A 21,647-nucleotide genomic window follows, 5' to 3' on the forward strand; every position below is an offset into this window, starting at 1 on the left:
CACCGAAGCCAACCAGCACCCGTCAGCCAAACCCGCGAACTGGTACGGAAAGCGACTCACGTGGTGCCCAATCAACTCACAACCAGATCACTAGCCCCGGAGCAGCGCCCCGGCCGCTGAAAGAGCGGGTGCTCAGCCACGAATGCGTGGAGCTTGGCAAGCCGACCTCCCGCCCGCCCTCGACGTGCGCCGCGGTCACCAACTGGGCCGGCCGTGCCGTGACCAGTACGCGCCAACAGGCGCCACCAGGCTCCAACAGGCGCCACCAGGCGTCACCAGGCCTCAATCCGGACGGCGGGCACCTCACAGCCAGGCGAGTGCGCAAGACCTGAAAACCGGTGTGGCGGCCTTTGTCTAAGACACCGGTTACCGGGCACCCGCTGGACTGCGCGAGATGCGCGCCGCGGGCTTCAGCACCCGCGCAAGCCACCACTGAGGAGGCGTAGCAATGAGCACCGTGAAGGAAACGGTGGACGTCGAGGTCCCGGTCCACACCGCCTACAACCAGTGGACGCAATTCGAGGAGTTCCCGAAGTTCATGGAGGGCGTCGAGAACATCACTCAGCTCGACGACGAGCGCAACCGCTGGACCGTCAAAATCGGCGGTGTGCAGCGGGAGTTCGACACCGAGATCATCGACCAGCTCCCGGACGACCGTATCGCCTGGCGGACCATCACCGGCGACACGCGGCAGAAGGGCCTGGTCAGCTTCCAGCGCCTGGATGAGACCCACACCCGGGTGGAGCTGGTGATGGACATCGAGCCTTCGGGTGTGACGGAGAAGGCCGCCGACATGTCGGGAACCATCGAACGCCGGATCAAGGGCGATATGCGGCGCTTCAAGGACTACATCGAGCACCGAGGCGCCGAATCCGGAGCCTGGCGCGGCCGAATCCAGCCCGGCTGACCCAGCCCGGCTGACTCAAACCGGCTGACCCGGACCGGCGGCCCGGCTGCCGCCATGACGAAGCCGCCCGGCCCGCCCCTCCCGCGGGACAGGAGACCCAACCGGGAGGAGCGGGTCGAAGGCCCCAGACGCCAGACGCCAGACGCCAGACGCCAGACGCCAGACGCCAGACGCCAGACGCCAGACGCCAGACGCCAGACGCCAGGCATCAGGCGTGGGCGTCGGCGCGTGGGCGAGCCCGCTCCTGCAGCCACCGACGGGCGGATGTTGCTTGGGAACGGAGTGACGCGCCCCGGCAGCCACCGAAGTCGCATCCACTGAACTCGGCAACCGAGGCTCACATCCTCGGCCGTTCGTCGCTGAGGCGCACGGCTCCGCGGGCGGTCCGGTCCCGTCCGGTCCGGCCCGGTACGCATGCCGCGCAATGCCTGGTGTATTCGCACGTTGCCGCAAGTTGCCCGGCTGGTCTGAACAGTTCCGGTCGTGACGACGCCCTCCGCCTTCCGCCCTAGTTCCGCCGCCGGATGTGACCGAGCCCTTCACGTCATAACCTCGCCGCATGACATCAGTTGACTCTCTCCGCAGCGGACCCCGCAGCCCGGAGCAGCGCAAGCGCGAGGCGCTGGAACGGCTCGCGCGGGACAACGACGTATGGGTCGCCACGGCCGACGGCACGGGCGAGCCATGCCTCGTTCCGCTTGCATTCTGGTGGGATGGCGAGGCGGTGTGGCTGGCCACCCGCGACACCAATCCGACCGGGCGAAACCTGTGCGCCTCGGGCCGGGTTCGGCTCTCCTTCGGCCATACCCGGGACGTGGTCCTGGTCCACGGGGCCGCGCGCATGCTGACCCGCGAGGAGCTGCCCGCCGAGGTGGGCGACGCCTTTGCCGCCAAGGACGGCTGGGACCCTCGCGAGGACCACCCGTCGTACGTCTTCTTCCAGGTCATCCCGAGGGTGTTGCAGGCGTGGGGAACGGTTCCCGAGATGGCCGGACGGACTCTGATGCGCGACGGGAAGTGGCTGGTCTAGGGCACATCCCGAACCGGCCACGGCCAAGCGTTGACGGCCGCGACCAGCACGCTCGCTTCATAGCGGACCGCGAGCTTGTCGTATCTGGCGGCACTGCTCGATGCCTTTCACAAGGGGCCGGCGGCTACGAGACAGCCCCTAGACTGCCGTCGTCTTCAAAGTTGATCGGAGCACGACATGCGTCGCCTCACTCTCGTCCCCGTCCTCGTGGCAGTCGCCGGCCTTGCATTCGCCGGGTGCGCGCAGGACTTCGGCCATGGCCCTGAGGGCCGGGTCACCGGCAAGACCAAGGACGGGAAGAAGTTCTACTTGGTCGTCGATCCCACGAAGGAGGGGAAGGAGAAGAAGTTCCGGGTCAGCAAGTACGACTACCACGACTGCTACCGGGGCTCGAAGTACCCCAAGTGCATCGACGATTAACCCGCACGGTCCGATTCTGCTCGGTCCGAGCTCCAGGAGCCCGAAAACGGGCTCAGCCTCTCGTGCGCCCACCAACTCGTCCGCGCCCCGAGGCAAGCCCGACGCAAGTCCGAGGCAGTCGAGGGGCGTAAGCGCAGTCGGTCGTCCGCGATAGCGGGCCAGAAGGCCACACTCACCGTCCAAGGGGCGCACCCTTGGCCCTCGTGATGAGCTGTGCCATGCGGTGAGGAGTTGACCGGCTCGCTCCAAATTTCAGAGCGGATGATGCTATGGCTGTTGCCGGGCAGGGACAGCCGATCCCGCAGAGACGTGACGTAACGCCCGGACAGTAGGTGCCGTCGCCATCGCCATCGCCGTCGCCATTCCTCCGCCGGGCCCTGCTGGAGTGTCCGGCCCGAGGCCATCCCCACCATGGCCGGCCTGCTCGTCGCGGCGGGCATGGGCCTGAGCCCCAGTCTGTGGCGTCAGCAGTACGGAGACTGGACCGCGGACGAGATGAACCCCCTGGAAGCCACGGCCTTCCTGCTCGCCGAGCACCTCAACCGGCTCACCGACGACCACGACTTCGCCACCCGCATGATCGCCGAAGCTCTGACCAAGGCTGGTCAGGACTGACATACAGCCAGGGGAAGGTCTGGGTGGTGGTCGGCGCGGGTGCCGGGCCCCGCCCCCTGCACGTTGAGTTCGCCCAGTTCGCCCAGTTCGCCCAGTTCGCCGAGTTCCCGTAGTCCGGCGCGTTGTTCGAGGGGCGGTGGCGGCGCTGCCTCGTATCGGAGATCCGTACGCACGGTTCACGCCCGCCGGCTCCGTCTCGTCGTCGAGGGTGATCTGTTCCCGTGGTCGCGGGGGTAGGGGCGGTCGCGGCCTTCCCGTTCCACCCACTGCGCGAGGGCCGCCGAGCCGCGCCGGAACGTCTGCTCCGCTTTGCCCGGGGGCGACTTGTCGCGTGGCCGGCCTCGCTTCGAGCCGTCCACGAGTCACGCGAGGACGGGGAGGAGCCGCGCCGCCTGCGGCACGCTCACGTGCCGGCCCGGAGCGTCAGCCCTTCATGGCCGCCCAGAACTCCTCGAAGGACATCTGGCGATCGCCGTCGGTGTCGAGTGAGTCGATCAGCTCCTGGGCCTGCGATTCGGTGATCTCCGAGCCTTCCAGCTCCGCCACGACCTTCCGGTATTCGTCCGCGGTGACCAGGCCGTCACCGTCCAGGTCGTAGCGCTCGAAGACCTTCCGTGCCGCCGTCTCCATGATGTCTGCCATGTGCTCCGCCTTTCTATGATCTTCGCTGACGGGCCCAGATTATCCGGCCGCGGAAAGCCTGCCGGACCCGGTCCCCGCCCGCCCGCTCCTGCATCCTCCGGGGCCACATGGTGTGCACGGCAGCCCCGCTGGGAGCGGGGCGGACGGGAAGCGGGAGGCGGGGGACAGGGACAGCGCGGGTCTCCCCGGGCTGTGCCCGAGGGGCATCCCGGGCACAGCCCGTCAGGCCCGCGGAAGCCTCACGCCACCTATGCCCGGCGCCCGTCCCGCGGCAGCGTGAGCGTCGTGCCCGCCGTCAGTACGAGTCCGGCCGCCGCGAGCAGCATGCTCCACCGCATTCCGGTCAGGAATGTGTCCGCGCCCGCCAGCAGCGCCCCGAAGACCGCCACCGCGATCGCTCCGCCGACCTGGCGGCCGGTGTTGAGCACGGCGGACGCGGTGCCTGCCCGGTCCGCGGGCACCGCGTCGAGCAGCATGGCGGTCAGTGCCGGCACGGTCAGTGCCCCGCCGAGGCCGACCGGCACCATCAGCGCCGCCACCGCCCACACATCGGTGTGGGCGCCGACTCCGAGCAGTGCCAGCAGCCCGGCCATCCCGACCAGCTGTCCGGTCACCATCGGCACCCGCGGGCCGAACCGCGCGGCCAGCTTCGCCGAGGCCAGGTTCACCACAGCGACCAGCGCCGTCATCGGGATGAACATCAGGCCCGCATGCAGCGCCGACTGCCCCCGCTCCTGTTGGAGGTACAGGCTGAAGATGAACACCCCTCCGTAGTAGGCGGCGTTGAGCATGAAGCCGACCAGCAGGGAGACCGCCACCACCCGCGAGCGGAACAGCGGTAAGGGGAGCATCGGGTGCGCGCCCCTGGCCTGCGCGGTGAGGAAGGCGGTCGCCGCAGCGGCCGCCACCAGCAGCGACGCGACCACGAGCGGTTGGCCGAAGCCCTGGTCGCCGCCCTCGATCACGCCGTACGTCAGCGCGCCCATCGCGATCACCGCGGTCACCTGCCCGACCACGTCAAGCCGTGCGGGCAGCCGCGGGGAGGCAGGGACCCGGGCCAGCAGGGCGAGCGCCAGCAGGCCCGCAGGGAGGTTGACGAAGAAGATCCACCGCCAGCCCACGGTAGCGGTGAGCGCCCCGCCGAGCACCGGCCCGGCCGCCACCGCGACCGCGCCGCCCACGGTCCAGACGGCGATCGCCTGCGCCCGCTTCGCCTGGTCGGGGAAGCCCTGCCGGACCAGCGCCAGCGACGCCGGCATCATGACCGCCGCTGCGGCCCCCTGCACCAGCCGCGCGGCCACCAGCACAGCGAGGTCGGGCGCCAGTCCGCACGCGGCCGAGGCCAGCGCGAAGAGCACCAGCCCGCCGCCGTACGCCTGTCGGGCCCCGATGCGGTCGGACAGGGCGCCTGCGGAGAGCATCAGGGCGGCGAATATCAGCGTGTATCCGTCCACCATCCACTGCAGGCCGGACATGCCGCCGCCGAGGCTGCGGCCGATGTCGGGCAGTGCGACGGTGACGATCAACGCATCCAGCGAGATCAGGAAGAAGCCGAGCAGGGCGGCGCCGAGCACCACGGTGGATCCACCCGGGGCCCCCTCCGGCGCAGCGGCCGTGGCGCCGGAGGCAGGGGAGGATCTGAGCAGGGATTTCATCAGGACACTCCTGGGACATCGTTGCAGGTCTGCAATGGCGAGGGGAGGTCAAGGGCGACCGCTGACAGGCCGCTGACAAGCCGCTGACAGGCCGTTGACAGGTCGGCCGGGAGCGGGAGTTCCCCTGGCGCGGTGAAGTGAGCGGGCGCCGGGCGGCGGCGCGAGCTCCGCCGCCCGGCGCGGCGGAACGGGCGCTGTCTGCGCTGACAGGTCCCGCGCCGCCCTGGACCGTCACTGAGTGTCGAAGTCCGTCCCTCGGGAGACCTTGTCCCACTCGGCGAGCTCGGCCCGCACCGAGTCCAGGTGCCCGACGAGGAAGTCCACCGCGTCGCCGCCGAGGGCGAGCCGCAGCGGGGTCTTCTCTGCGTCCAGGGCCAGCCGGATCGCCGCCGCGGCCTTCGCCGGGTCCCCGGGCTGGGTGCCGTCGCCGTCCTGCAGCAGCTTCCGGGTGGCGCCGACCTTCTCCGCGTACGCCGGCTGCTCCTGGGAGAAGTAGGCAGCGCCCTTGCCGAACAGATTGGTGCGGAACGCGCCGGGCTCCACGATCAGCACCTTGATGCCGAACGGCGCCACTTCGTCGGCCAGGCCCTCCGACAGCTGCTCCAGCGCCGCCTTGGTCGCGCTGTACGCGGAGAACCCGGCGAAGGACAGCTGTCCGCCGAAACTGCTGATGTTCACGATCGATCCGCTGCCCCGCTCCCGCATCTGCGGAAGCAGCGCCCGGGTCAGCCGCGCCGGGCCGAACACATGCAGCTCGAACAGGTCCCGCAGCTCCCGGTCGGTGGTCTCCTCGAATGCCCCGACCTGCGTGCGCCCGGCGTTGTTCACCAGCACGTCCACCCGGCCGTAGCGAGCCAGGACGTCAGCGGCCACCACATCGATCCGGTCGCCGTCGGTAACGTCCAGGCCGATCGCCTCCACCCGGTCGGGGTGCGCGGCGACCAGGTCGGCCAGTGCCTCGGTCCGTCGGGCCGTGCCGACCACCGTGTCACCGGCGGCGATCGCGGCCTCGGCGATGGCTCGCCCGAAACCGCTGCTCGCACCGGTGACCAGCCAGACCTTGCCGTGCTCGGTCATCTCTTCGTCTCCCTCGTCACATGTCGTTCGGGAACCGCCCGGCGACGGCTCCGATCCTTCTCCGGGATCCTGGGCCACGTCCAAGACTTGCCGTGATAGCTATGAGTTATGGATGTCCATGGACGCGATCTGCGCTACTTCGCCGCGGTCGCCGAGGAGTTGAACTTCACCCGGGCCGCCGAGCGGCTGTTCGTCTCCCAGCCCGCGCTCAGCAAGCAGATACGGATGCTGGAGAAGCAGGTCGGCGCGCTTCTGTTCCACCGGGACCGGCGGGCGGTGCGGTTGAGCGTGGTGGGGGAAGCCCTGCTGCCGCACGCCCGCGGGATGCTGGCCGCCTGGGAGGCCGCCGAGGCGGCGGTGGAGGAGGCGAAGGCCGCCGAGCGGCACACCCTGGTGATCGGCATGTCCACCAGCCCGGGCCGCGGGCTGCTGCCCGCCTTGCGAACCCGGTTGGTGTCCCGGCATCCGCACGCACGTCCCGTCCTGCGGCAGGTCAACTGGGGTGACCCCAGTGCCGGGTTGGCGGACGGATCCAGCGATGTCGCCTTCGTCTGGCTGCCGCTGCCGGACGGCGACCGCTACCGGCATGCGGTGGTGGCCCGGGAGCCACGCCTTGTGGCGCTGCCTCAGGGGCACCCCCTGGCGGCGCGGGCCGCGGCCGATAGCGAGGGGGCGGTGGATTTCACCGATCTCATCGAGGAGCCGTTCCTCGCCCTCCCCTCCGAGGCCGGTCCGCTGCGGGACTACTGGCTGGCCCTGGATGCCCGGGACGGTCGCGCGCCGCGGATAGGCGGGGTGGTGGGCAGCGCCGAGGAGACCCACGAGGCGGTTGCCAACGGGCAGGGCGTGGTACTTCTGGCCACCGGCAACGCCCCGCTGGTCGTACGGGACGAGGTGATCGCCGTGCCGGTCCGGGGCATCTCCCCCTCCCGTCTGGCCGTAGCCGCCCGTCGGGACGATGAGCGGCCCTTGGTGGTGGCCTACCTGGCCGCGGCGGCACAGGTGGGAGCCGGCGCCTCCTGAACGGAGCCGCCCCATAGCGCATTGGCGGGTGGCACGATGGCCGTGCCTCAAACCCCGGTGTACGGGCCCCGGTCGAAGGGCTCCGACGCGGCGATGACGCTCCGCGCCAGGCCGGTGGGGGTGCCGCACACGGCCGGCGTCGGGTGGAGCGCGGCCGCCAGCTCCAGGGCGCTGACGGCCGGCTCGGACAGCTCACCGGTGACGGTCCTCGACAGGTGCCACAGGACCGCGGTGCGCACCGGCGTCGGCCGCTCGGGCACCTCCAGGCGTGTGCAGTACGGCGCCGGCGCCTCGCGCACGGCATCGACGACGACAGCGTGCTCATGGAGGTCCTTGGGTGACTCCAGCAGCGCGGCCGCGCGCCGGACGTCCTCGGCCGGGTCGGCGCTGTGGTGCCAGGGCGCACTGGTTGCTCTGACGAGGGCCACAGCCACGGCCCGCCCTCCCCGGGCGGGGTGTCGCCTTGGCGGCGCATACCGCGTCCATGCGTTTAGTGATCGTTTATTGAGGCTCGGCAGGATGTGAAGTGTCGAGAAGGATCCTTCACTGGGGACGGTATGGCCAAGCTCTATCTGGAGAAGCTCAAGTGCGTCACGACTGAGGGCTGGAGCGGCTTCGACGAGCCGAGGCTTGTTGTCCAGCATCGTGGCACTGTGTGGAATGGGACGGTTCTGGGAGACCGGATGTACACCGTCAAGTACGACTGCGACTTCACGGGAGCGATTGCCGTCTCTCTCGGGAAGGCCGGCGGAACAGCCGGGGAGGGCAGGCTCGGAGAGCAGTGGATCACGGATACGCCTGGTGAGCGCAGTCTGCGCTTCAGGGCCGATGGTGCCGAGTACAACCTGCTGTACGCGGTGGAGTAGGCAGCTCGAGGGGAACTGGTGGACGCCCGTCGGCTCCGGTGCGCCGCCAGGGTACGGATGCGCGAAGCGGCAGCCTCGCTCCGGCCGCTGACAGCCCGTCGTCCGGCAGCAGGAGGCGAGGGGGAGAGTCCTGCACTCGGGCGTGACTGAGCGCTTCAGTCGGCGGATGAGGGCCATGGTTGGGGTGACTCCATGCTCTGTTGGTGGGCGGAGCGGCTGCGCGGCCTTTCACCTGCGGCTACATGGAGGGGCAGGTCGGACGTGGTGCGTACCGGCTCCGCTGCGGTCACTGCGCGGGCCGCAAGGTGTCGACGAGTTCGGCGGCCGGGGCGGTGGGGGTGCGGGGGTGAAGGAGTTCGGTGCGGTGGACGATGCGGGGCTCGGTGATCGGAACGGCCGCGATGCCGGGAGGTCTCCGGCTGCGGACAGGGCGGCGACGATGAGGCCGGCTCCGGCGGCCACCAGGACGGACAGTCCGCGGATGTCGGTTCCGGTGTAGGTGAGTTGGTGGCCGAAGCCGTCGGACTGGGGGGCGGCCCGGAGGTGGGACAGGGATACGGCGGCGTCGGGTGCGTCGATCCAGCGGGCGGTGGCGAGGTCGGCCAGACACAGCGCGGGACGTCCGACGAGCGGGTGGGTGGCGGGCAGCAGTACCGCGAGGGGTTCCTCGCTGAGGGGAAGGGCGGTCAGGGGGCCGGCGTCGGGCAGCGGCAGCGGGTCGCTGGGTGCCGGGCTTGATCTCCCAACTCGCCTCGGGTCATCGCGGCTTCCGCGCCGGTGGCCCCTCCGTGCCGTACAAGTGTGCCGAGGCGTCCACATGGGCCAGCCTGCGCAGCGCGCCGAGCACCGCCTCGCCCAGTACGGTTCCGATCACCACCCTCTCCACCATGTCCTCGACCCCTACCCGCCTGTCGGCGTACGCGAGGTCGGCGCGGGCGACCTGCTCGGCGGCGCCGGCGTAGTCGTCGAGTACTTCGACGAAGGCCCCGTGCCCCAACCGGGCCATGGAGGCGAGGGCCTTGGCGAGGTCGGCTGCGGCGGGGTGCGACTCGTGCGCCCGCCAGCCACGCCGGGAGATGAGGTCGGCGACGACGGCATGCGCGGCCACCGACTCGGTGTCTTCGTGCTCGGTGTTTGCGTTGCCGAGGCGGTCCGCGGCGGCACCGAGCACTTTGTGCAGCGGACGTTCCGGGTCGTCGATGGCGGCCAGCACTTTCGCGATTTCGGCCACCTTCATGCCGCCCACATCGAGCAGCGCGCGGATGAGGTGCAGCCGACGCTCGTGCGCCTCGCCGTAGGTTGCTTGATTCCGGCTGGTCAGCTCACCCGGAGGCAGCAGCCCTTCACGGACGTAGTACTTGATCGTCGGCACTGGTACTCCGGTTGTTCGGCTCAACTCTGCGATTCGCAACGCCGGTTCACTCCTTGGTCTTCGCCCTGATCCCCTCGCCGGCCCTTGCGGGCTTCGCCTCCCATCATAGATAGTGTGACTATCAGATAGCGGATAGCGCCGCTATCCATGAAGGGGGTCATTCATGTCTTCATTACTTCCGTCTTCGTGGTCTGTCCGGTGGCGGTGGTCTTCCGCTCCATGGCAGTCGTGGCATCGGCCGCTGGTGCTGTTCTCGGCGGCAATGGTGGTGATGTCGGTCGCATCAGCCGTGGGGCTCGTCGTCGACGACCGCGTGCTGGTGGGCGCACCGGTCTGGTTCAAGCCGTTCAAGTTCTCGGTCTCCTTCGTGGCGTACTGCCTCTCCCTGGCCTGGATGCTGTCGCTTCTCCCCCGAGGCCGACGCGTGGGCTGGTGGGCAGGGACGGTCGTTGCGCTGGCCAGCCTCGTCGAGATGGCGATCATCGCTGCGCAGGCGATGCGCGGGAAGCGCAGCCACTTCAACCACGAAACGCCCTTCGACGGGGCGCTGTTCAACGCGATGGCCGTCACGGTCGTCATCCTGTGGCTCGGCACTCTCGCCGTCGCCGTGCTGTTGCTCTGCACCCCAATCGCCGACCGCGCGTCAGCCTGGGCGATGCGCTCGGGCATCATCCTGGCGCTGGCGGGGGCTGCCGTCGGATTCCTGATGACACAGCCCGCGCCGGGGCAGCGACGCGGCGTCTCCAAGGTGGTCGGCGCGCACAGCGTGGGTGTGCCGGACGGCGGTCCCTCCATGCCGCTGACCGGCTGGTCGACGACCGGCGGAGATCTGCGGATCCCGCACTTCGTCGGCATGCACGCGCTGCAGCTCCTGCCGCTGCTCGTCATGGCGCTGACCGCTCTCGCACCGCGCTCCACCCGCCTTTCCGGCGACCGGGTCCGGTTGCGCCTGGTGCTGCTCGCCTCGGCCGCCTACGCCGCCGCCTTCGCCCTGCTCCTCTGGCAGGCCCTGAGGGGTCAGCCACTGACCCAGCCGGACGGCCCGACGCTGGGAGTGGCCGGCCTGATCCTGGTGGCCGTCATTGCCGGGACGTACCGAACGCTGCGTCCTCCGACTCCCCTCGCGGACAAGACAAACGCTGAAGGCGTCAGTACCTCGAAGGAGCCCGTGTCATGACCGGATTCCTCTTCGAGCTCTCCTTCTGGCTGGCCGCACCCGTCTGGCTGCTCATGATCTTCGCCCCCGCGTGGGGCCCAACCGCCCGCATCGCCGGGTCGCCGATGACCGTGGTGCCCGTACTGCCGTCTATCTCGCGCTCGCCGTCCCGGCGTTCCCCGAACTCTGGACCGCGGTCAGGAGCCCGGGCCTCGGCACCTTCCGCGAACTGACGGCACGCGCGGACGGCGCGGGAGCCATCTGGTCGCAGGTCATCGCCTGGGATCTCCTCATCGGGCAGTGGATGTACCAGGAGGCCAGACGGCTCAGGATCTCCGCCCTGCTGATGGGGCCCCTGCTGGCCTTCACGATCCTGCTGTCGCCCTTCGGGCTGCTGGTGTTCCTGGGGCTGCGAACGGCAATGGCACGGCGTTCGACCAGCGACGGCTTCGCGACTTCCGCGTCCCGCAGCGCCACGTAGGCCGAGCACTGCCCTGCCTCGCCCGCCACAGACGGCTGATCAGCTTCGGTGTGAGCCCAGTGAGCGGGCGTGCCGGCCATGGACTTTGGTTACCGTCAACGACGCTGCTGTGGGGGGGGTGAGGTGGTTCCCTATTCGTTGGTGTTGAGGTTTGCCCCGTGGTCGGAAGATGCGGGTTCCCATTGTTGGTTGCCTTGTGCTGCGGGGTTGAGCAGTGTCCGGGCCCACTGGGGGCACGTGGGCGGATCGAGGCTGTGGTGAGCTCGGGTTTGGCGGGATTCCGGTTGTCGAGGATGACTGTGGTTCCGGTTGCCGAGAGCTGTTCCGCCACGAAGTATCCGATGCCGGTGTGGGCGCCGGTGACCAGGAAGAGGCGGCCGGCGGCATCCGGCAAGCGTTGGACATTCCAGGGCGGGGTGGAGGACGTGGACGCCGTAGTGGAGGCTTCTTTGTGTGGATGGACTGCGGTTGTTTCGCTGGGCAGCTCGGTATCCACGTTTGCAGGAGCCGCCGACACCTCACCTATGAACCGCCGGCAGGTGCCGGTCGGCCGGCCTTCCGGTGTGCTGCGCCCCGGCGCAGCGCTTTCTCCCGCGTCTCGGGCCGGTGCCGGCGGCGGCGGATCTTGCCCCCGTGCTTGCGGCGGGCTCTTCTGTCCGCTGTGCCCACCGCACCCGTGCAGGAGGCCGGCTTCATCAGGGGCCGGAACCTCCGGCTGTGTGTGGGCAGTAGCCGGCGGGTAGGCGGCAGGCCGTTTCTTTGGGAGTAGCGCGGTCCGGATTGGATGGCGGTCAGGTGGGTGCTGTTTGTCGTTGGTGGCGGGTTGTTGTCGTAGCGGGTGGTGAGGCCGCGCCGCTGCTGGGTTTGTTGAGGCAGCGCTGGAGGGTGTGGTGCTGCTGTACGCGTTTGAGGCAGCGCTGGAGGGTGTGGTGCTGCTGTATGCGGTTTTGTCGAGGGCGGGCGGGTGGCCTTGCGCATGGGCCCGTCGCCTGCGGTGGGTGGTCGTGGTCTGGTGTGGTCGGGTGGCTGTGGGGTGACTGCCTGGATCCCGCGGTCTCGCAGGTGTCGTGGATCGCGTGGGAGGCGTAGCCGTGTCGGTCAGGGCGGTGCTGGGTCGCATCGTGGCCGGCCGCGCTGCCGGGGATGCGGGTCGGCTGTGACCAGCTCGAATGCGGGCGCGTGCGCTGCCTGGCCAGGCGTGAGGAGGGGCGTGAGGAGGGCGTGAGGAGGGGCGTGAGGGGAGGTGGCTTCGTGCATCTCTAGGAACAGCGTTTGTCGACAGGTTCCGGAGTCAGTTGGTGTCAACCAGCGCGGCACGAATGTTGAGCAGAAATGACGGCAGTGACTGCCTGTCCTGGTGAGGTGGGGGTGTGTAGGTACCCGTGCGGGGCGCCCCTGGTGCAAGGGGCTGCTCCGGGCAGGGGCATACTCGCTGGATGGGCTCGATTTATCGCAGTGAGAGGGGCCGGCGGTCCATCCAGGACTGGTGTGCCGATCAGCTTGATCGGTGGACGGTTCCGCATGAGCGCATGAAGGTGACCGCCAAAGAGGCGCCCACACACGTAGTGACTGCGGGCTCCGGCTCGACGACGGTGGTGTTCATCCCCGGTACCAATTTCAATGCTGCTTCCTCGTTGCCGTTGGCGACGGCCCTGGTCACTGCTGGCCACCGGGTCTTACTCGTGGACGTCCCGGGGCAGCCTGGCCTCAGTGCCGCAGAACGTGAGCCCTCTGGCGGCGGACTGTCCTGGTACGGCGCTTGGCTGGGCGAGACGCTGAAAGAGTTGGCGGCCGGTCCCGTGACAGTCCTGGGCCATTCTTTCGGCGCCGCCGTCGCCGTCTCGTGCGCTTGGCCGTGCATCGAACGACAGGTTCTGGTGTGCCCAGGCGGGCTGGCGAGGCTGCGGATCACTGCCGGCGTGATGGCCGCCTCCGCCACCTGGTACTTGCGTCCGACGCCGAAACGCAGCGCCCGGCTCCTGCGAGCCATGCATGCGCCCGGCCACCAACCACGTACTGAGCTGGTTGAGTGGATGACGCTCATCGCGCGACACGTCCGCTCAAGCGGATCCCCAGGGATCGCGGATCTGCCCTCAACGGCTGCTCGCCGCTGTGCCGTCGCGGGTGAGCATGACACCTTCCTGCCGCCTCGACGCCTCGGCCCGGCCGTGCGCAGAACACTTGGCATTGACCTTCACGTGGCTGCTGGCAGCGGTCATCTCCTGGTTGACGAAGACCCCGAATACGTGGCTGCTCTCATCGACAACGTGGGCGGGGCTCAGCCTTCGCACCAGGCAAGGTGAGGGGAACCTGCCCTGTTGCAGGATTTCGGCGAGCGAGGCTAGCCGACCTTGGCGGACTCCTCGGCTCGTGCTCGGGTGCTGGCGAGGCGGTAGGAGTCGGTGCCGGTCTCGATGATGGTGCCGTTGAAGGTCAGCCGGTCGACAATGGCCGCGCAGAGCCGCGGCTCCGTGAACGTCTTCGTCCAGCCTCCAAACGACTCGTTGGAGGCGCTGGCGACGCTGTTCTTCTCCTCACGTTCGGTCAAGACCTGGAAGAGAAGCTCGGGGCCGTGACGGTCAAGTTCCATGTAGCCGAGCTCATCGATGCACAAAAGATCAACACGCCCGTAGCGGGCGGTGGTCTTGTTCAGCTGCTTCTCGTCGGCCGCCTCGACCAGCTCGTTCACCAGCTTCGTGGCGAGGGTGTAACGGACCCGGTAGCCCTTCATCGCCGCCTCGGTGCCCAGGGCGATCAGCATGTGCGACTTGCCGGTGCCGGAGTCACCGATCAGACAGAGCGGCTGGCCGTTCTTGATCCATTCGCAGCTGGCGAGGGTGTGAACGGTGGCCGCGTCGATGTTCGGGTTCGCGTCGAAGTCGAACGCCCGCAGGGACTTCTCCCGCGGGAAGTTGGCCGCTTTGATCCGCCGCTCCGAGCGACGGCGGGCCCGGTCATCGCGCTCGGCCATCAGCAGTTCGGCGAGGAAGCGCCGGTAGCTCATCTGCTCTTTCAGCGTCCGCGCGGGATGTCGGGGAACTCCTTGCGGATCGACGGAAGCCGCAGCATGCGGCAAGCGCTGTCGATGGCGGCATCGGCGGCCTGCTCGGTCAAGCCGCGCTGGCGGGGCAGGGTCGTCACTGTGCTTCTCCCTCACGGTGGTCCCCGCTGCTGTCGCGGCGGTGTCGGAGCAACTGGTCGTAGGGGGTCACCGAGGGCAGCGGCCTGGTGTCCGGCGGAAGGTGAGCGAGGCGCCACTCGTGCAGGGACGTCACCGTCGCCGGCGGCTTGCCGGGAGGCAGCTGGTCTGCTGCGGGGCCAGGTTCGGTCTCTGCCTGGGCGGCTTTTCGGGCCTCCAGCGCGACGGCGTCCGCGGTCATGGCCCCGGCCCGCAGGGCCGCGGCCAGACCGGCGACGACATTCTCGTGGGGCAGGTGCCGGCCCAGCAGTAGCACCTCGATCAGGGCCCGGGTGCCGTCCCGCTCGCCGTGGATCTTCTTGGCCCGGCCCCACCAGGCGTCATGGATCGGTGTGAACTTTCCCGCCGAGCGAGCCTGTTCGAGGGCGGTGGAGCCGGGGAAGGCGCCGGGCTTGCGGACCAGGGCCTCCAGGTAGTGATCCAGCTCCAGGCGGACGGCGCCCTTGGCGATCAGCCGCTCATGTCGTGCCACTTCCACGTTCCTGTCGTAAACCAGCAGGTGAGAAGCGTGCAGAACGACCCGGACACGTTTGCCGATCAGCCGGGTCGGCACCGAGTAGCGGTTGGTGCGGACGGGGATCTGGCTGTAGCGGTCGACCCGTGGTGCGAACATCCGCCCGGTCTCGAACGGCTCGTCGGGCAACGGCAGCAGCAGTGGCTGTTCGACCGCGAAGTACTCCGCGACCGTCTTGGGCCTGGACCCGATTCGGCGGGCGCCGTCCTGCCGGTCTCAACCATCTCGTTCAGCTCGGCGAGCGAGGAGACCTCGGGAACGGGAACGAAGTGGTTGCGGCGAAAATAGCCGATCTGGCCTTCGATTCCGCCCTTCTCGTGGGCCCCTTCGATGCCAGGCCGGCAGTAGAAACTCTCGATGCCGTAGTGCGACTTGAACGCGATCCACCGGTCCGTTTCCACCCTGGCCCGGTTCAGCCCCAGCACCCGTGCGACGGCAGCCTTGAGGTTGTCATAGCGGACCTTGCTTCGCGGGACCCCGCCCAGCGTCCGCAGTGCGTGGACGTGGCCTTCGAAGAAGGCTTCTTGGCCGGCCGAGGCGAACACGCGGTGGACGGCCTTGCCCGAATACGACAGGCGGAAGGAGAACAGATAGCAGGTCACCAGCTCTTCGGCGAGCCGCACGGTCACGTCACCGAAGTCGACCTCCGCTTCATGGCCGGGCTGGTGGGTCTGCGGGATGAACGCCTCCAGCGGTTCCTTGCCGGACTCGACCAGGATCTCCGGCTTCCGGCCGGCGACGTAGTAGCGGACCATCCCGTAGGAGACGTCCGCCCCGTGCTCCTCGACCAGCCGGTGAAAGATCCGTGTGACCGTGTGCCGCTGCTTGCGCGGCGCGTCCAGATCCGAACGCAGGATCTCGTCGATCACCGGCTTGAACGGATCCAGGGCACTCGCCCGGGGCGGGAGCTTCTTGCGCGGCTCCGGCCATGCCGAGTCCAACGCCCTCCGCACCGTCCGCCACGTCACGCCGTGCTTGCGCTCAAGCTCCCGCATCGACATACCGCCGCGATGGTCACGCCGGATCGCCGCGTACAGCTCGACCTTCGACATCGGCGGCATGACCAGCACCTTTCACCAGGAGCACCCCGATGCTGCCCTGGCAAGCGACCCGGCGCCTCCCAAACTCATCAACACCACTCGTTCGTGCCCCGGGGCGCCTCCCAAACTCATCGACAAGTGACGTCACTACTGCTCGATAAAGCCACCTGGGACATGTCGGTGCGCTGGCAGTACGCGGCGATCAGCATGGCGCCGTGTTCATGGTGTCTGACGCTCGGTGGTCCGGTACAGCGTCATCCGCTTCCAGGTGTGCGCCTGATCCGGTTCGGTGTACCGCAGCACCTCCTGGAGGTTGGCGACTGCCTCGGAGACGAGCTGGTGAACCGCGCGCAGCGGCGCGGGCATCTTGGGGGCTTCCATGACGGCACGCTAGCGGGGCCGCACCCCCGACCGTTGGAGTCGGCCATCTCGCCTACCCGGACGGGCTGTTCTCCTGGCGTCCCGTGCCGGTGTGGAGCGCGCGGGCGGGCCCCGGCCCCTGTGACGGGACGCATAGGCCGGGGCCGACCAGTCGGAGAGGTCCACAGCCGGTCAGGACGAGGCTGCCTCCCGCCCGGGCACCAGGAAGACAACGGGCAACTCCTGCCGCTGCCGCCGCGGTCGTACAGGATCCGGCTCCCGGGTGATTCTGCCCCTGTTGAGGCGTTCGGCTCATCCTCCGCCTGCTGACCGCAGCCGCCCTCCCTGTCCGTACCTGCTGTGCCCGCGCGGTGCCGTCCGCGGTCTTGCCCACTGATCGCTCAGGCGTGCAGCAGCGTGGCGGTGGCGATCTCCAGGAAGTCGCGCAGTAGCTTCTCGCGCCGGTCGGCGAGGAAGGCCAGGCACGTCTCGGCCCCGGGGGCGTCCGTGACGGGGAGATGGGCGAGGTCGGGGCGGGAGTAAGAGCGCGCGACGCTCAGCGGGACGAGCGCGATGCCCTGCCCGGAGGCGATAAGTTCGAACTTCTCTTCAAGTGAAGATGTCCGCCGTGTCGGTGTGTCGAGCATCCGCTGGTCGGTGAGGTCCGCGGAGGTGAGCTCGTCCCGGCACGCCAGCGGGTGCGCCGCGGACATGCAGGCGACCCTGGGCTCGTGGCCGATGGAGATGGTGCGCAGCCCCGAGTCGTCGAACGGCCGCCGTAGGTACCCGACCTGGGCCCGGCCGTCCCGCAGCGGCAGGTCCTGCTCCCACCAGCGCGCCGGGACGACGTCGGTTTCGATGGCCGGGTGACGCGAGGTGAACGCCCGGACCGCGTCCGATACGTGCAGTCCGGGGGAGAAGGCGACAGTGAGCCGCCGGTCGCTCCGATCGACGTCGTGCACGCGCCGCACCGCCATGTCGACGACCGCGAGGATTTCCTGTGCCTCCTTGTAGAGCTGCTTTCCGGCAGCGGTCAACTCCGTGCTGCGGGTGGTCCGTACAAGCAGAGTGCACTCCAACTCCCGCTCGAAAGCCTTGATCTGACGGCTGAGGACTGGCTGGGCGATGTAGAGCTGTTGCGCCGCCCGGCCGAAGTGCCGGTGCTCGGCCACCGCGACGAAGTAGCGGAGCTTGCGTAGATCAAGATCCATGCCTTTACGGTATCAATTGCCCGGGAAGGGTATTGGACGCCGCAGGCGGGCTGCCCCGAGACTCGAAACATGATCGTCATTACCGCCCCTACCGGCCAGATCGGCAGCCGGCTCCTGGACATCCTGCTCAACGAGGCTCCCGCGCGTGGCGAAGAACTGCGCGTCATCGTGCGCGACCCCGGGAAACTCCCCGACGCGGTCCGCGCCCGCGTCGACGTCGTCACCGGCTCGCACGACGACGCCGAGGTCGTCGACCGGGCCTTCGCCGGCGCGGATGCCGTCTTCTGGCTGGTCCCGCCGGGCCCGCAGGCGCCGAGTCTGGACGCCGCGTACTCCGGGTTCACCCGCGCCGCCGCACGGGCGTTCACGGCCCACGCAGTGGGGCACGTCGTCGGCGTCTCCGCACTCGGCCGCGGCACACCCCTCGCAGACCGATCCGGGCTGGTCACCGCGTCGCTGGCCATGGATGACCTCATCGCCAGTACAGGCGTGGCCTACCGGGCTCTCGCGAACCCCACTTTCATGGACAACCTGCTACGGCAGGTGCCTTCGATCCGCGACGACGGGATGTTCAGCGACACCGTCACCGCCGACCGCAAAGCACCGAGGGCCGCCACCCGGGACATCGCTGCGGCCGCCGCCGGCCTGCTGCTCGACCGCTCGTGGACGGGGACGGGCGAGGTCCCGGTGCTGGGCCCCGAGGACCTTTCGCCGAACGACATGGCGCGCATCATGTCCGACGTGCTCGGCCGCCCGGTCCGCTACGAGCGGCAGTCGCTCGACGACTTCCGCACCGCACTCACCGGACTCGGCTTCGGGGACGCGCTCGTCGAAGGCTACGTCGACATGATGCGCTCCAAGGACGACGGCCTCGACGACGGCGTGCAGCGCACCCCTCAGACCACGAGCCCGACCACCTTCCGCACGTGGTGTGAAAACGTCCTGAAGCCGGCAGTCCAGGCCCAGGCATGAGCGCCAGGACCGCTCTCATCGTCGTCGCGTCCCGCACCCTCGGGCTCGACTCCGCCATCGAGCCGGCCTTTCGCCACCGCGCGCAGCTGCTCCCAGTCGACTTCGGGTGGTCGGGGACGACCGCGTCGACGGAGGCTGTGGTGTAGAGGGCGACGGCCCCGGCTCGGCTGGTGCCGAAGCGGACCTTGATCGACTGGGGGGAGCGGGCCCAGCCGAGCCGCACCATGTGGTCGAAGTCGGCACGGCGCACCCGCCATCGTGTGGCGGCCTGCTCGGGTTCGATCGGGTTATCCGCGGCGACCAGGGCCGCCAGGTCCTGCTGCTGGCAGACCTCCGCGACCTGGTGGGGGTGGTGCAGCGTCCCGTCGGGGTTCGCGCTCAGGTCGACCAGCAGGCCGCGGTCGACGAACCGACGCACCACGAACGTCGTCACGCGCGCCTTCTCGCCGTACGTGGTCGCCTTCGGGGTGCCAAGGGCGTCGGCGATCCGGTCCGCCGCCGCGCCGCCGGAGATCGGCGGGATGGCGCGGCCGGGGGCGGGGGCGCGTGCAGCCGGTTGCGCGGCGGCCGGGACCGCCGCGCCGCACCCGCCATCGGCCCGGCGGCCGGCCGGGACGGAAGCCGTCGGCACTCCGGTGCTGTCCTTCGGGCGCTGAGCCCCACCAAGGGGTGAGGCGGGAAGGGCCCGCCGGATGGAGGTACTGCTGTGATCGTTCGACTCGTGGGCGGCCCGCTCGCCGGGCACAGCCCTCGCCGGAGCCGCCGAGACGCCGCGCGCACAGTGGAGCTGGGGCATCGTCACCACAGACGAGATGATCGGCCTGATCGCCCTGCGGCGACGAACCCCGACCATGGGCACCCTCAGCTACATCCTGCGCGAGGACACCTGGGGCAACGGCTACGCTACCCAAGCCGCCCAGCACGTCGTCGACTTCGCCTTCGCCACCGCCGGCCTGGAGCGTCTGGAGGCCATGCACCACCCCGACAACCCGGCCTCCGGAGGCGTCCTGACGAAGGCCGGCTTCGCCCGCACCGGTACCTGCGACCGGTACGCCGCCGACGGGGCCGCCGTGGCGTACCAGGTGTACGCGCTGCCGTTGCTCTGAGCCCCGCTCCATCGTTGAGCGGGTTGTTCACGTCCCCCGCGAACACACGTGGCCCCGGCCGGGCGAACCGGTCGGGGCCACGCTGTTGAGTGCGTCGCGCCGCGTCGGCCCGGCCCCGGGCGTAGCGGCGCGGCACCGTCAGGCCGTGGCCGGCTGCGTCGCCTCGAAGACGTCGGCCGGTCCGGAGCAGCGGCGCCGGTATTTGGAGACGCTCAACAAGGTGGCCCGTACCATCGCCGGACAGCCCCTCGGTCAGGAAGACGACTTTCTGGCGTACGAACCGTTCGAGCACGTGGCTCGCGTGCTCGTCGTGGCACAGGTCTCGTCCGCGTCACCATGGACGCGGACCGGGCCGCTGGGTTCGGCCGCGACATCGAGCACGTTCCCGCGGCCGAGCTCCCGGCTGCCCTGGTGTGCTGGCCGGCACGTTCGGAAGCATCAGCCAATCCTGAACTCAGGTCAGCCGCAACCCAGCGCCACAGTAAGGACAGTCGATGAACCCCTACCTCGCTCGCCTCACCCAACTGCTCCCGCCTCCACCGGAGCCCAGGGAGAAGGACTGGAGGCCCGCAGAACAGGCGCTTCGCGTGGAGGAGCTGCCGTCGGACTACAAGGAACTCATCCACGCGTACGGAGGGAGCAACTGGGACGACTACCTTTACCTGCTCGAGCCCGGCTGCCCCAACGACAACTACGACCTCATCGAGTGGGAAGACCAGCAAACCGAGGCACTCGACGGCCTCTGGGAATTCGAGAAGAAGCCCGCTGAGCTCGAGGACGAAGCCACGCGTGTTATCCCCTGGGCCACCACCGACAACGGAGAATGCCTCTACTGGCTGGTTCGCCCTGAGCAAGCGGCGGACCAGTGGACCATCATGGTGAACGAATCAAGCGGCGACCGCTGGGAGCACTTCCCGGTCACCTGCACGCAATTTCTGGCATCCGCCCTCGCCGGAGACCTGAAGTCCGCCATCCTCTCGTCCCGATTCCCTCTGGCCGTCCACGAGTTTCGGCAACTCAAGGCGGTGTAGAGACTTCCCGGTCGCATGCGAGCCGGTGCTGGAAGGCACCGGCGTCGCCCTCGTTCAGGCATTTGGGCCCAGGTCGCTGGCGTCCAAAGACAGGTGCAATGCCTGTGGACGGGACCACGCACGGGCTGTCGATGGGCAAGGACCGCAGGAGCGAGCGAGGCTACTACCGTGCGATGGACGTGACGAGGGTGCGCAGGGGTTCGGCGAGTTCGGGGTGGTCGCCGCGGGATGCAGACTGGAGCAGGTCTGCTGCGACGACCAAGAGTGCGGTGTGGCCGGCAGGGCTGTCCGGGATCGGGAATTCGGCGCGGATGCGGGCGGCGGTCTGCGGGGCGAGGAGAGAGTAGGCATACAGCAACGCGGGGTCGTAGCCGACCGGTGCCAGCCCGAACCCCTCGAAATCCAGCAACGTCGGCCCGCTCATGGTCAAGTTGGCGAAGTGGCAGTCGCCGTGAGCTGTAGCCCAGTCGATCTCGGTCGGGACGGGATGCGTTCGCAACCGCCAGGAGGTCGCACGGTCTTCCCTGCGGGTCTCAGGATCCGGCAGCGTCGGCCTCTGAGAGCGCCAACGGGCTGCCGCTCGGACGTCGGTGTCACTGCCCGTCAGGATCCCGGCGGGCTGCGCGTCCTGCTGACCACCCCGCCGCCGGTCGCCCCGCCGCTGGTCGCCCCGCCGCTGGTCGCCCCGGCGCCGGTCGCCCCGGCGCTGGTCACCTCGGCGCTGGTCACCCTGCCGCTGGTCGCCCCGGCGCTGGTCGCCCCGGCGCTGGTCGCCCCGGCGCTGGTCACCTCGGCGCCGGTCACCCCGGCGCCGGTCACGTCGGCGCCTGTGTCGTGACGACCTCGGTCGACAAGGTCCGTAGCAACGGCCCCACCTCCTCGGCGAGCCGGCCGGCGGCACCGGCAACGCTTGAGCCGCACCACATCAGCCAAGCCGGCCGACGGCTCCGTGGAGAGCGGGGCCCCTGAT

22 protein-coding genes and 5 pseudogenes are annotated in these 21,647 nt (G+C 69.5%); 15 read left to right on the top strand and 12 right to left on the bottom strand.

Translation table 11 applies throughout. From position 1 onward, the window contains the following. Positions 1 to 448 precede the first annotated feature (448 nt). The 4 genes and pseudogenes from ACGFR7_RS36210 to ACGFR7_RS36225 form a co-directional block, all read left to right on the top strand. Positions 449 to 907, top strand: a complete 459-nt coding sequence (locus ACGFR7_RS36210) for an SRPBCC family protein (protein ID WP_393327974.1) — start codon at positions 449 to 451, stop codon at positions 905 to 907. Between the two features lie 559 nt (positions 908 to 1,466). After that, positions 1,467 to 1,937 carry a pyridoxamine 5'-phosphate oxidase family protein gene (locus tag ACGFR7_RS36215; protein ID WP_393327977.1) on the top strand — a complete coding sequence of 157 codons (471 nt, stop codon included), beginning with the start codon at positions 1,467 to 1,469 and terminating at the stop codon, positions 1,935 to 1,937. Positions 1,938 to 2,114: 177 nt separating this feature from the next. After that, positions 2,115 to 2,357, top strand: coding sequence for a hypothetical protein (locus ACGFR7_RS36220; RefSeq protein WP_393327979.1), 243 nt, complete (start codon positions 2,115 to 2,117; stop codon positions 2,355 to 2,357). 384 nt (positions 2,358 to 2,741) lie between these two features. After that, a pseudogene (locus ACGFR7_RS36225) lies at positions 2,742 to 2,972 on the top strand (hypothetical protein); the annotation flags it as partial. On the opposite strand, the gene ACGFR7_RS36230 reads toward ACGFR7_RS36225, so the two are convergent. The 4 genes from ACGFR7_RS36230 to ACGFR7_RS36245 form a co-directional block, all read right to left on the bottom strand. Then, positions 2,963 to 3,145, bottom strand: a complete 183-nt coding sequence (locus ACGFR7_RS36230) for a hypothetical protein (RefSeq protein ID WP_393327982.1) — start codon at positions 3,143 to 3,145, stop codon at positions 2,963 to 2,965. The pseudogene ACGFR7_RS36225 and the gene ACGFR7_RS36230 sit on opposite strands and share 10 nt — an antisense overlap. A 250-nt stretch (positions 3,146 to 3,395) precedes the next feature. Then, on the bottom strand, positions 3,396 to 3,614 hold the full coding sequence (locus tag ACGFR7_RS36235; protein ID WP_393327985.1) for an EF-hand domain-containing protein: 219 nt from the start codon (positions 3,612 to 3,614) through the stop codon (positions 3,396 to 3,398). A 248-nt stretch (positions 3,615 to 3,862) separates the two neighbouring features. Then, on the bottom strand, positions 3,863 to 5,269 hold the full coding sequence (locus ACGFR7_RS36240) for an MFS transporter (protein ID WP_393327987.1): 1,407 nt from the start codon (positions 5,267 to 5,269) through the stop codon (positions 3,863 to 3,865). A 231-nt stretch (positions 5,270 to 5,500) separates the two neighbouring features. Further along, positions 5,501 to 6,346 carry an oxidoreductase gene (locus ACGFR7_RS36245; protein ID WP_393327990.1) on the bottom strand — a complete coding sequence of 282 codons (846 nt, stop codon included), beginning with the start codon at positions 6,344 to 6,346 and terminating at the stop codon, positions 5,501 to 5,503. A gap of 108 nt (positions 6,347 to 6,454) precedes the next feature. On the opposite strand from ACGFR7_RS36245, the gene ACGFR7_RS36250 reads away from it, so the two are divergent. Then, on the top strand, positions 6,455 to 7,369 hold the full coding sequence (locus tag ACGFR7_RS36250) for a LysR substrate-binding domain-containing protein (RefSeq protein ID WP_393327993.1): 915 nt from the start codon (positions 6,455 to 6,457) through the stop codon (positions 7,367 to 7,369). Positions 7,370 to 7,419: 50 nt separating this feature from the next. Here the strand turns inward: ACGFR7_RS36250 and ACGFR7_RS36255 are convergent. Continuing rightward, positions 7,420 to 7,815, bottom strand: a pseudogene (locus ACGFR7_RS36255) (chorismate-binding protein); the annotation flags it as partial. A 111-nt stretch (positions 7,816 to 7,926) separates the two neighbouring features. Between ACGFR7_RS36255 and ACGFR7_RS36260 the strand changes: the two are divergent. Beyond that, positions 7,927 to 8,235, top strand: a complete 309-nt coding sequence (locus ACGFR7_RS36260) for a hypothetical protein (protein ID WP_393327996.1) — start codon at positions 7,927 to 7,929, stop codon at positions 8,233 to 8,235. Between the two features lie 228 nt (positions 8,236 to 8,463). Here the strand turns inward: ACGFR7_RS36260 and ACGFR7_RS36265 are convergent, their stop codons facing one another. Together ACGFR7_RS36265 and ACGFR7_RS36270 are read right to left on the bottom strand one after the other, a co-directional pair. Next, the gene (locus tag ACGFR7_RS36265) at positions 8,464 to 9,054 is read right to left on the bottom strand and encodes a LysR substrate-binding domain-containing protein (RefSeq protein WP_393327998.1); all 591 of its coding nucleotides are present in this window, start codon (positions 9,052 to 9,054) and stop codon (positions 8,464 to 8,466) included. Further along, positions 8,993 to 9,646 carry a MerR family transcriptional regulator gene (locus tag ACGFR7_RS36270; protein WP_393328001.1) on the bottom strand — a complete coding sequence of 218 codons (654 nt, stop codon included), beginning with the start codon at positions 9,644 to 9,646 and terminating at the stop codon, positions 8,993 to 8,995. Before ACGFR7_RS36270 ends, ACGFR7_RS36265 begins: the two co-directional genes overlap by 62 nt. Before the next feature lie 223 nt (positions 9,647 to 9,869). Here ACGFR7_RS36270 and ACGFR7_RS36275 point away from each other — a divergent pair, with 223 nt between their 5' ends. The 3 genes and pseudogenes from ACGFR7_RS36275 to ACGFR7_RS36285 all read left to right on the top strand — a co-directional run bounded on the left by ACGFR7_RS36275 (position 9,870) and on the right by ACGFR7_RS36285 (position 13,547). Then, a complete protein-coding gene (locus ACGFR7_RS36275) occupies positions 9,870 to 10,784 on the top strand; it encodes a hypothetical protein (RefSeq protein ID WP_393328045.1) in 915 nt (304 codons plus the stop codon). After that, a pseudogene (locus ACGFR7_RS36280) lies at positions 10,781 to 11,244 on the top strand (ABA4-like family protein). Before ACGFR7_RS36275 ends, ACGFR7_RS36280 begins: the two are co-directional and overlap by 4 nt. Positions 11,245 to 12,680: 1,436 nt before the next feature. Continuing rightward, the gene (locus ACGFR7_RS36285; protein ID WP_393328004.1) at positions 12,681 to 13,547 is read left to right on the top strand and encodes an alpha/beta fold hydrolase; all 867 of its coding nucleotides are present in this window, start codon (positions 12,681 to 12,683) and stop codon (positions 13,545 to 13,547) included. Positions 13,548 to 13,585: 38 nt separating this feature from the next. On the opposite strand, the pseudogene istB reads toward ACGFR7_RS36285, so the two are convergent. The 4 genes and pseudogenes from istB to ACGFR7_RS36305 all read right to left on the bottom strand — a co-directional run bounded on the left by istB (position 13,586) and on the right by ACGFR7_RS36305 (position 17,568). After that, positions 13,586 to 14,313 (bottom strand): annotated as a pseudogene (gene istB / locus ACGFR7_RS36290) (IS21-like element helper ATPase IstB). Between the two features lie 68 nt (positions 14,314 to 14,381). Then, positions 14,382 to 16,009, bottom strand: a pseudogene (istA, locus tag ACGFR7_RS36295) (IS21 family transposase). 207 nt (positions 16,010 to 16,216) lie between these two features. Next, positions 16,217 to 16,378, bottom strand: coding sequence for a hypothetical protein (locus ACGFR7_RS36300; RefSeq protein ID WP_393328006.1), 162 nt, complete (start codon positions 16,376 to 16,378; stop codon positions 16,217 to 16,219). A gap of 380 nt (positions 16,379 to 16,758) precedes the next feature. After that, positions 16,759 to 17,568, bottom strand: coding sequence for a LysR family transcriptional regulator (locus ACGFR7_RS36305; protein ID WP_393328008.1), 810 nt, complete (start codon positions 17,566 to 17,568; stop codon positions 16,759 to 16,761). A gap of 69 nt (positions 17,569 to 17,637) precedes the next feature. Here ACGFR7_RS36305 and ACGFR7_RS36310 point away from each other — a divergent pair, with 69 nt between their 5' ends. From ACGFR7_RS36310 to ACGFR7_RS36330, 5 genes are all read left to right on the top strand, one after another. Beyond that, a complete protein-coding gene (locus ACGFR7_RS36310) occupies positions 17,638 to 18,540 on the top strand; it encodes an NAD(P)H-binding protein (protein WP_393328011.1) in 903 nt (300 codons plus the stop codon). Next, entirely contained in the window at positions 18,537 to 18,686 is a 150-nt protein-coding gene (locus ACGFR7_RS36315) for a hypothetical protein (RefSeq protein WP_393328013.1), read from the top strand. Before ACGFR7_RS36310 ends, ACGFR7_RS36315 begins: the two co-directional genes overlap by 4 nt. 80 nt (positions 18,687 to 18,766) lie before the next feature. Then, positions 18,767 to 19,213 carry a hypothetical protein gene (locus tag ACGFR7_RS36320; protein ID WP_393328016.1) on the top strand — a complete coding sequence of 149 codons (447 nt, stop codon included), beginning with the start codon at positions 18,767 to 18,769 and terminating at the stop codon, positions 19,211 to 19,213. Positions 19,214 to 19,334: 121 nt separating this feature from the next. After that, positions 19,335 to 19,646, top strand: a complete 312-nt coding sequence (locus tag ACGFR7_RS36325; RefSeq protein WP_393328047.1) for a GNAT family N-acetyltransferase — start codon at positions 19,335 to 19,337, stop codon at positions 19,644 to 19,646. 494 nt (positions 19,647 to 20,140) lie between these two features. Continuing rightward, positions 20,141 to 20,677: an SMI1/KNR4 family protein gene (locus ACGFR7_RS36330; protein ID WP_393328018.1), complete on the top strand. Its 537-nt coding sequence runs from the start codon at positions 20,141 to 20,143 to the stop codon at positions 20,675 to 20,677. A gap of 163 nt (positions 20,678 to 20,840) precedes the next feature. Here ACGFR7_RS36330 and ACGFR7_RS36335 read toward each other — a convergent pair whose 3' ends face one another. Continuing rightward, the gene (locus ACGFR7_RS36335; protein WP_393328050.1) at positions 20,841 to 21,284 is read right to left on the bottom strand and encodes a phosphotransferase; all 444 of its coding nucleotides are present in this window, start codon (positions 21,282 to 21,284) and stop codon (positions 20,841 to 20,843) included. On the opposite strand from ACGFR7_RS36335, the gene ACGFR7_RS36340 reads away from it, so the two are divergent. Next, on the top strand, positions 21,165 to 21,515 hold the full coding sequence (locus tag ACGFR7_RS36340; RefSeq protein WP_393328056.1) for a hypothetical protein: 351 nt from the start codon (positions 21,165 to 21,167) through the stop codon (positions 21,513 to 21,515). The genes ACGFR7_RS36335 and ACGFR7_RS36340 overlap by 120 nt on opposite strands. Positions 21,516 to 21,647 lie beyond the last annotated feature (132 nt).

The sequence above is a fragment of the Streptomyces sp. NPDC048516 genome, assembly GCF_043199875.1.
GTDB lineage: Bacteria > Actinomycetota > Actinomycetes > Streptomycetales > Streptomycetaceae > Streptomyces.

Coding starts and splice junctions, on each gene's coding strand:
- ACGFR7_RS36265 (WP_393327998.1), bottom strand. CDS start 9,054: ATGTGGACGCCTCGGCACACTTGTACGGCACGGAGGGGCCACCGGCGC.
- ACGFR7_RS36310 (WP_393328011.1), top strand. CDS start 17,638: ATGATCGTCATTACCGCCCCTACCGGCCAGATCGGCAGCCGGCTCCTG.
- ACGFR7_RS36235 (WP_393327985.1), bottom strand. CDS start 3,614: ATGGCAGACATCATGGAGACGGCGGCACGGAAGGTCTTCGAGCGCTAC.
- ACGFR7_RS36330 (WP_393328018.1), top strand. CDS start 20,141: ATGAACCCCTACCTCGCTCGCCTCACCCAACTGCTCCCGCCTCCACCG.
- ACGFR7_RS36340 (WP_393328056.1), top strand. CDS start 21,165: ATGCGTTCGCAACCGCCAGGAGGTCGCACGGTCTTCCCTGCGGGTCTC.
- ACGFR7_RS36245 (WP_393327990.1), bottom strand. CDS start 6,346: ATGACCGAGCACGGCAAGGTCTGGCTGGTCACCGGTGCGAGCAGCGGT.
- ACGFR7_RS36240 (WP_393327987.1), bottom strand. CDS start 5,269: ATGAAATCCCTGCTCAGATCCTCCCCTGCCTCCGGCGCCACGGCCGCT.
- ACGFR7_RS36220 (WP_393327979.1), top strand. CDS start 2,115: ATGCGTCGCCTCACTCTCGTCCCCGTCCTCGTGGCAGTCGCCGGCCTT.
- ACGFR7_RS36285 (WP_393328004.1), top strand. CDS start 12,681: ATGGGCTCGATTTATCGCAGTGAGAGGGGCCGGCGGTCCATCCAGGAC.
- ACGFR7_RS36260 (WP_393327996.1), top strand. CDS start 7,927: ATGGCCAAGCTCTATCTGGAGAAGCTCAAGTGCGTCACGACTGAGGGC.
- ACGFR7_RS36300 (WP_393328006.1), bottom strand. CDS start 16,378: ATGGAAGCCCCCAAGATGCCCGCGCCGCTGCGCGCGGTTCACCAGCTC.
- ACGFR7_RS36315 (WP_393328013.1), top strand. CDS start 18,537: ATGAGCGCCAGGACCGCTCTCATCGTCGTCGCGTCCCGCACCCTCGGG.
- ACGFR7_RS36305 (WP_393328008.1), bottom strand. CDS start 17,568: ATGGATCTTGATCTACGCAAGCTCCGCTACTTCGTCGCGGTGGCCGAG.
- ACGFR7_RS36250 (WP_393327993.1), top strand. CDS start 6,455: ATGGATGTCCATGGACGCGATCTGCGCTACTTCGCCGCGGTCGCCGAG.
- ACGFR7_RS36215 (WP_393327977.1), top strand. CDS start 1,467: ATGACATCAGTTGACTCTCTCCGCAGCGGACCCCGCAGCCCGGAGCAG.
- ACGFR7_RS36275 (WP_393328045.1), top strand. CDS start 9,870: ATGGTGGTGATGTCGGTCGCATCAGCCGTGGGGCTCGTCGTCGACGAC.
- ACGFR7_RS36210 (WP_393327974.1), top strand. CDS start 449: ATGAGCACCGTGAAGGAAACGGTGGACGTCGAGGTCCCGGTCCACACC.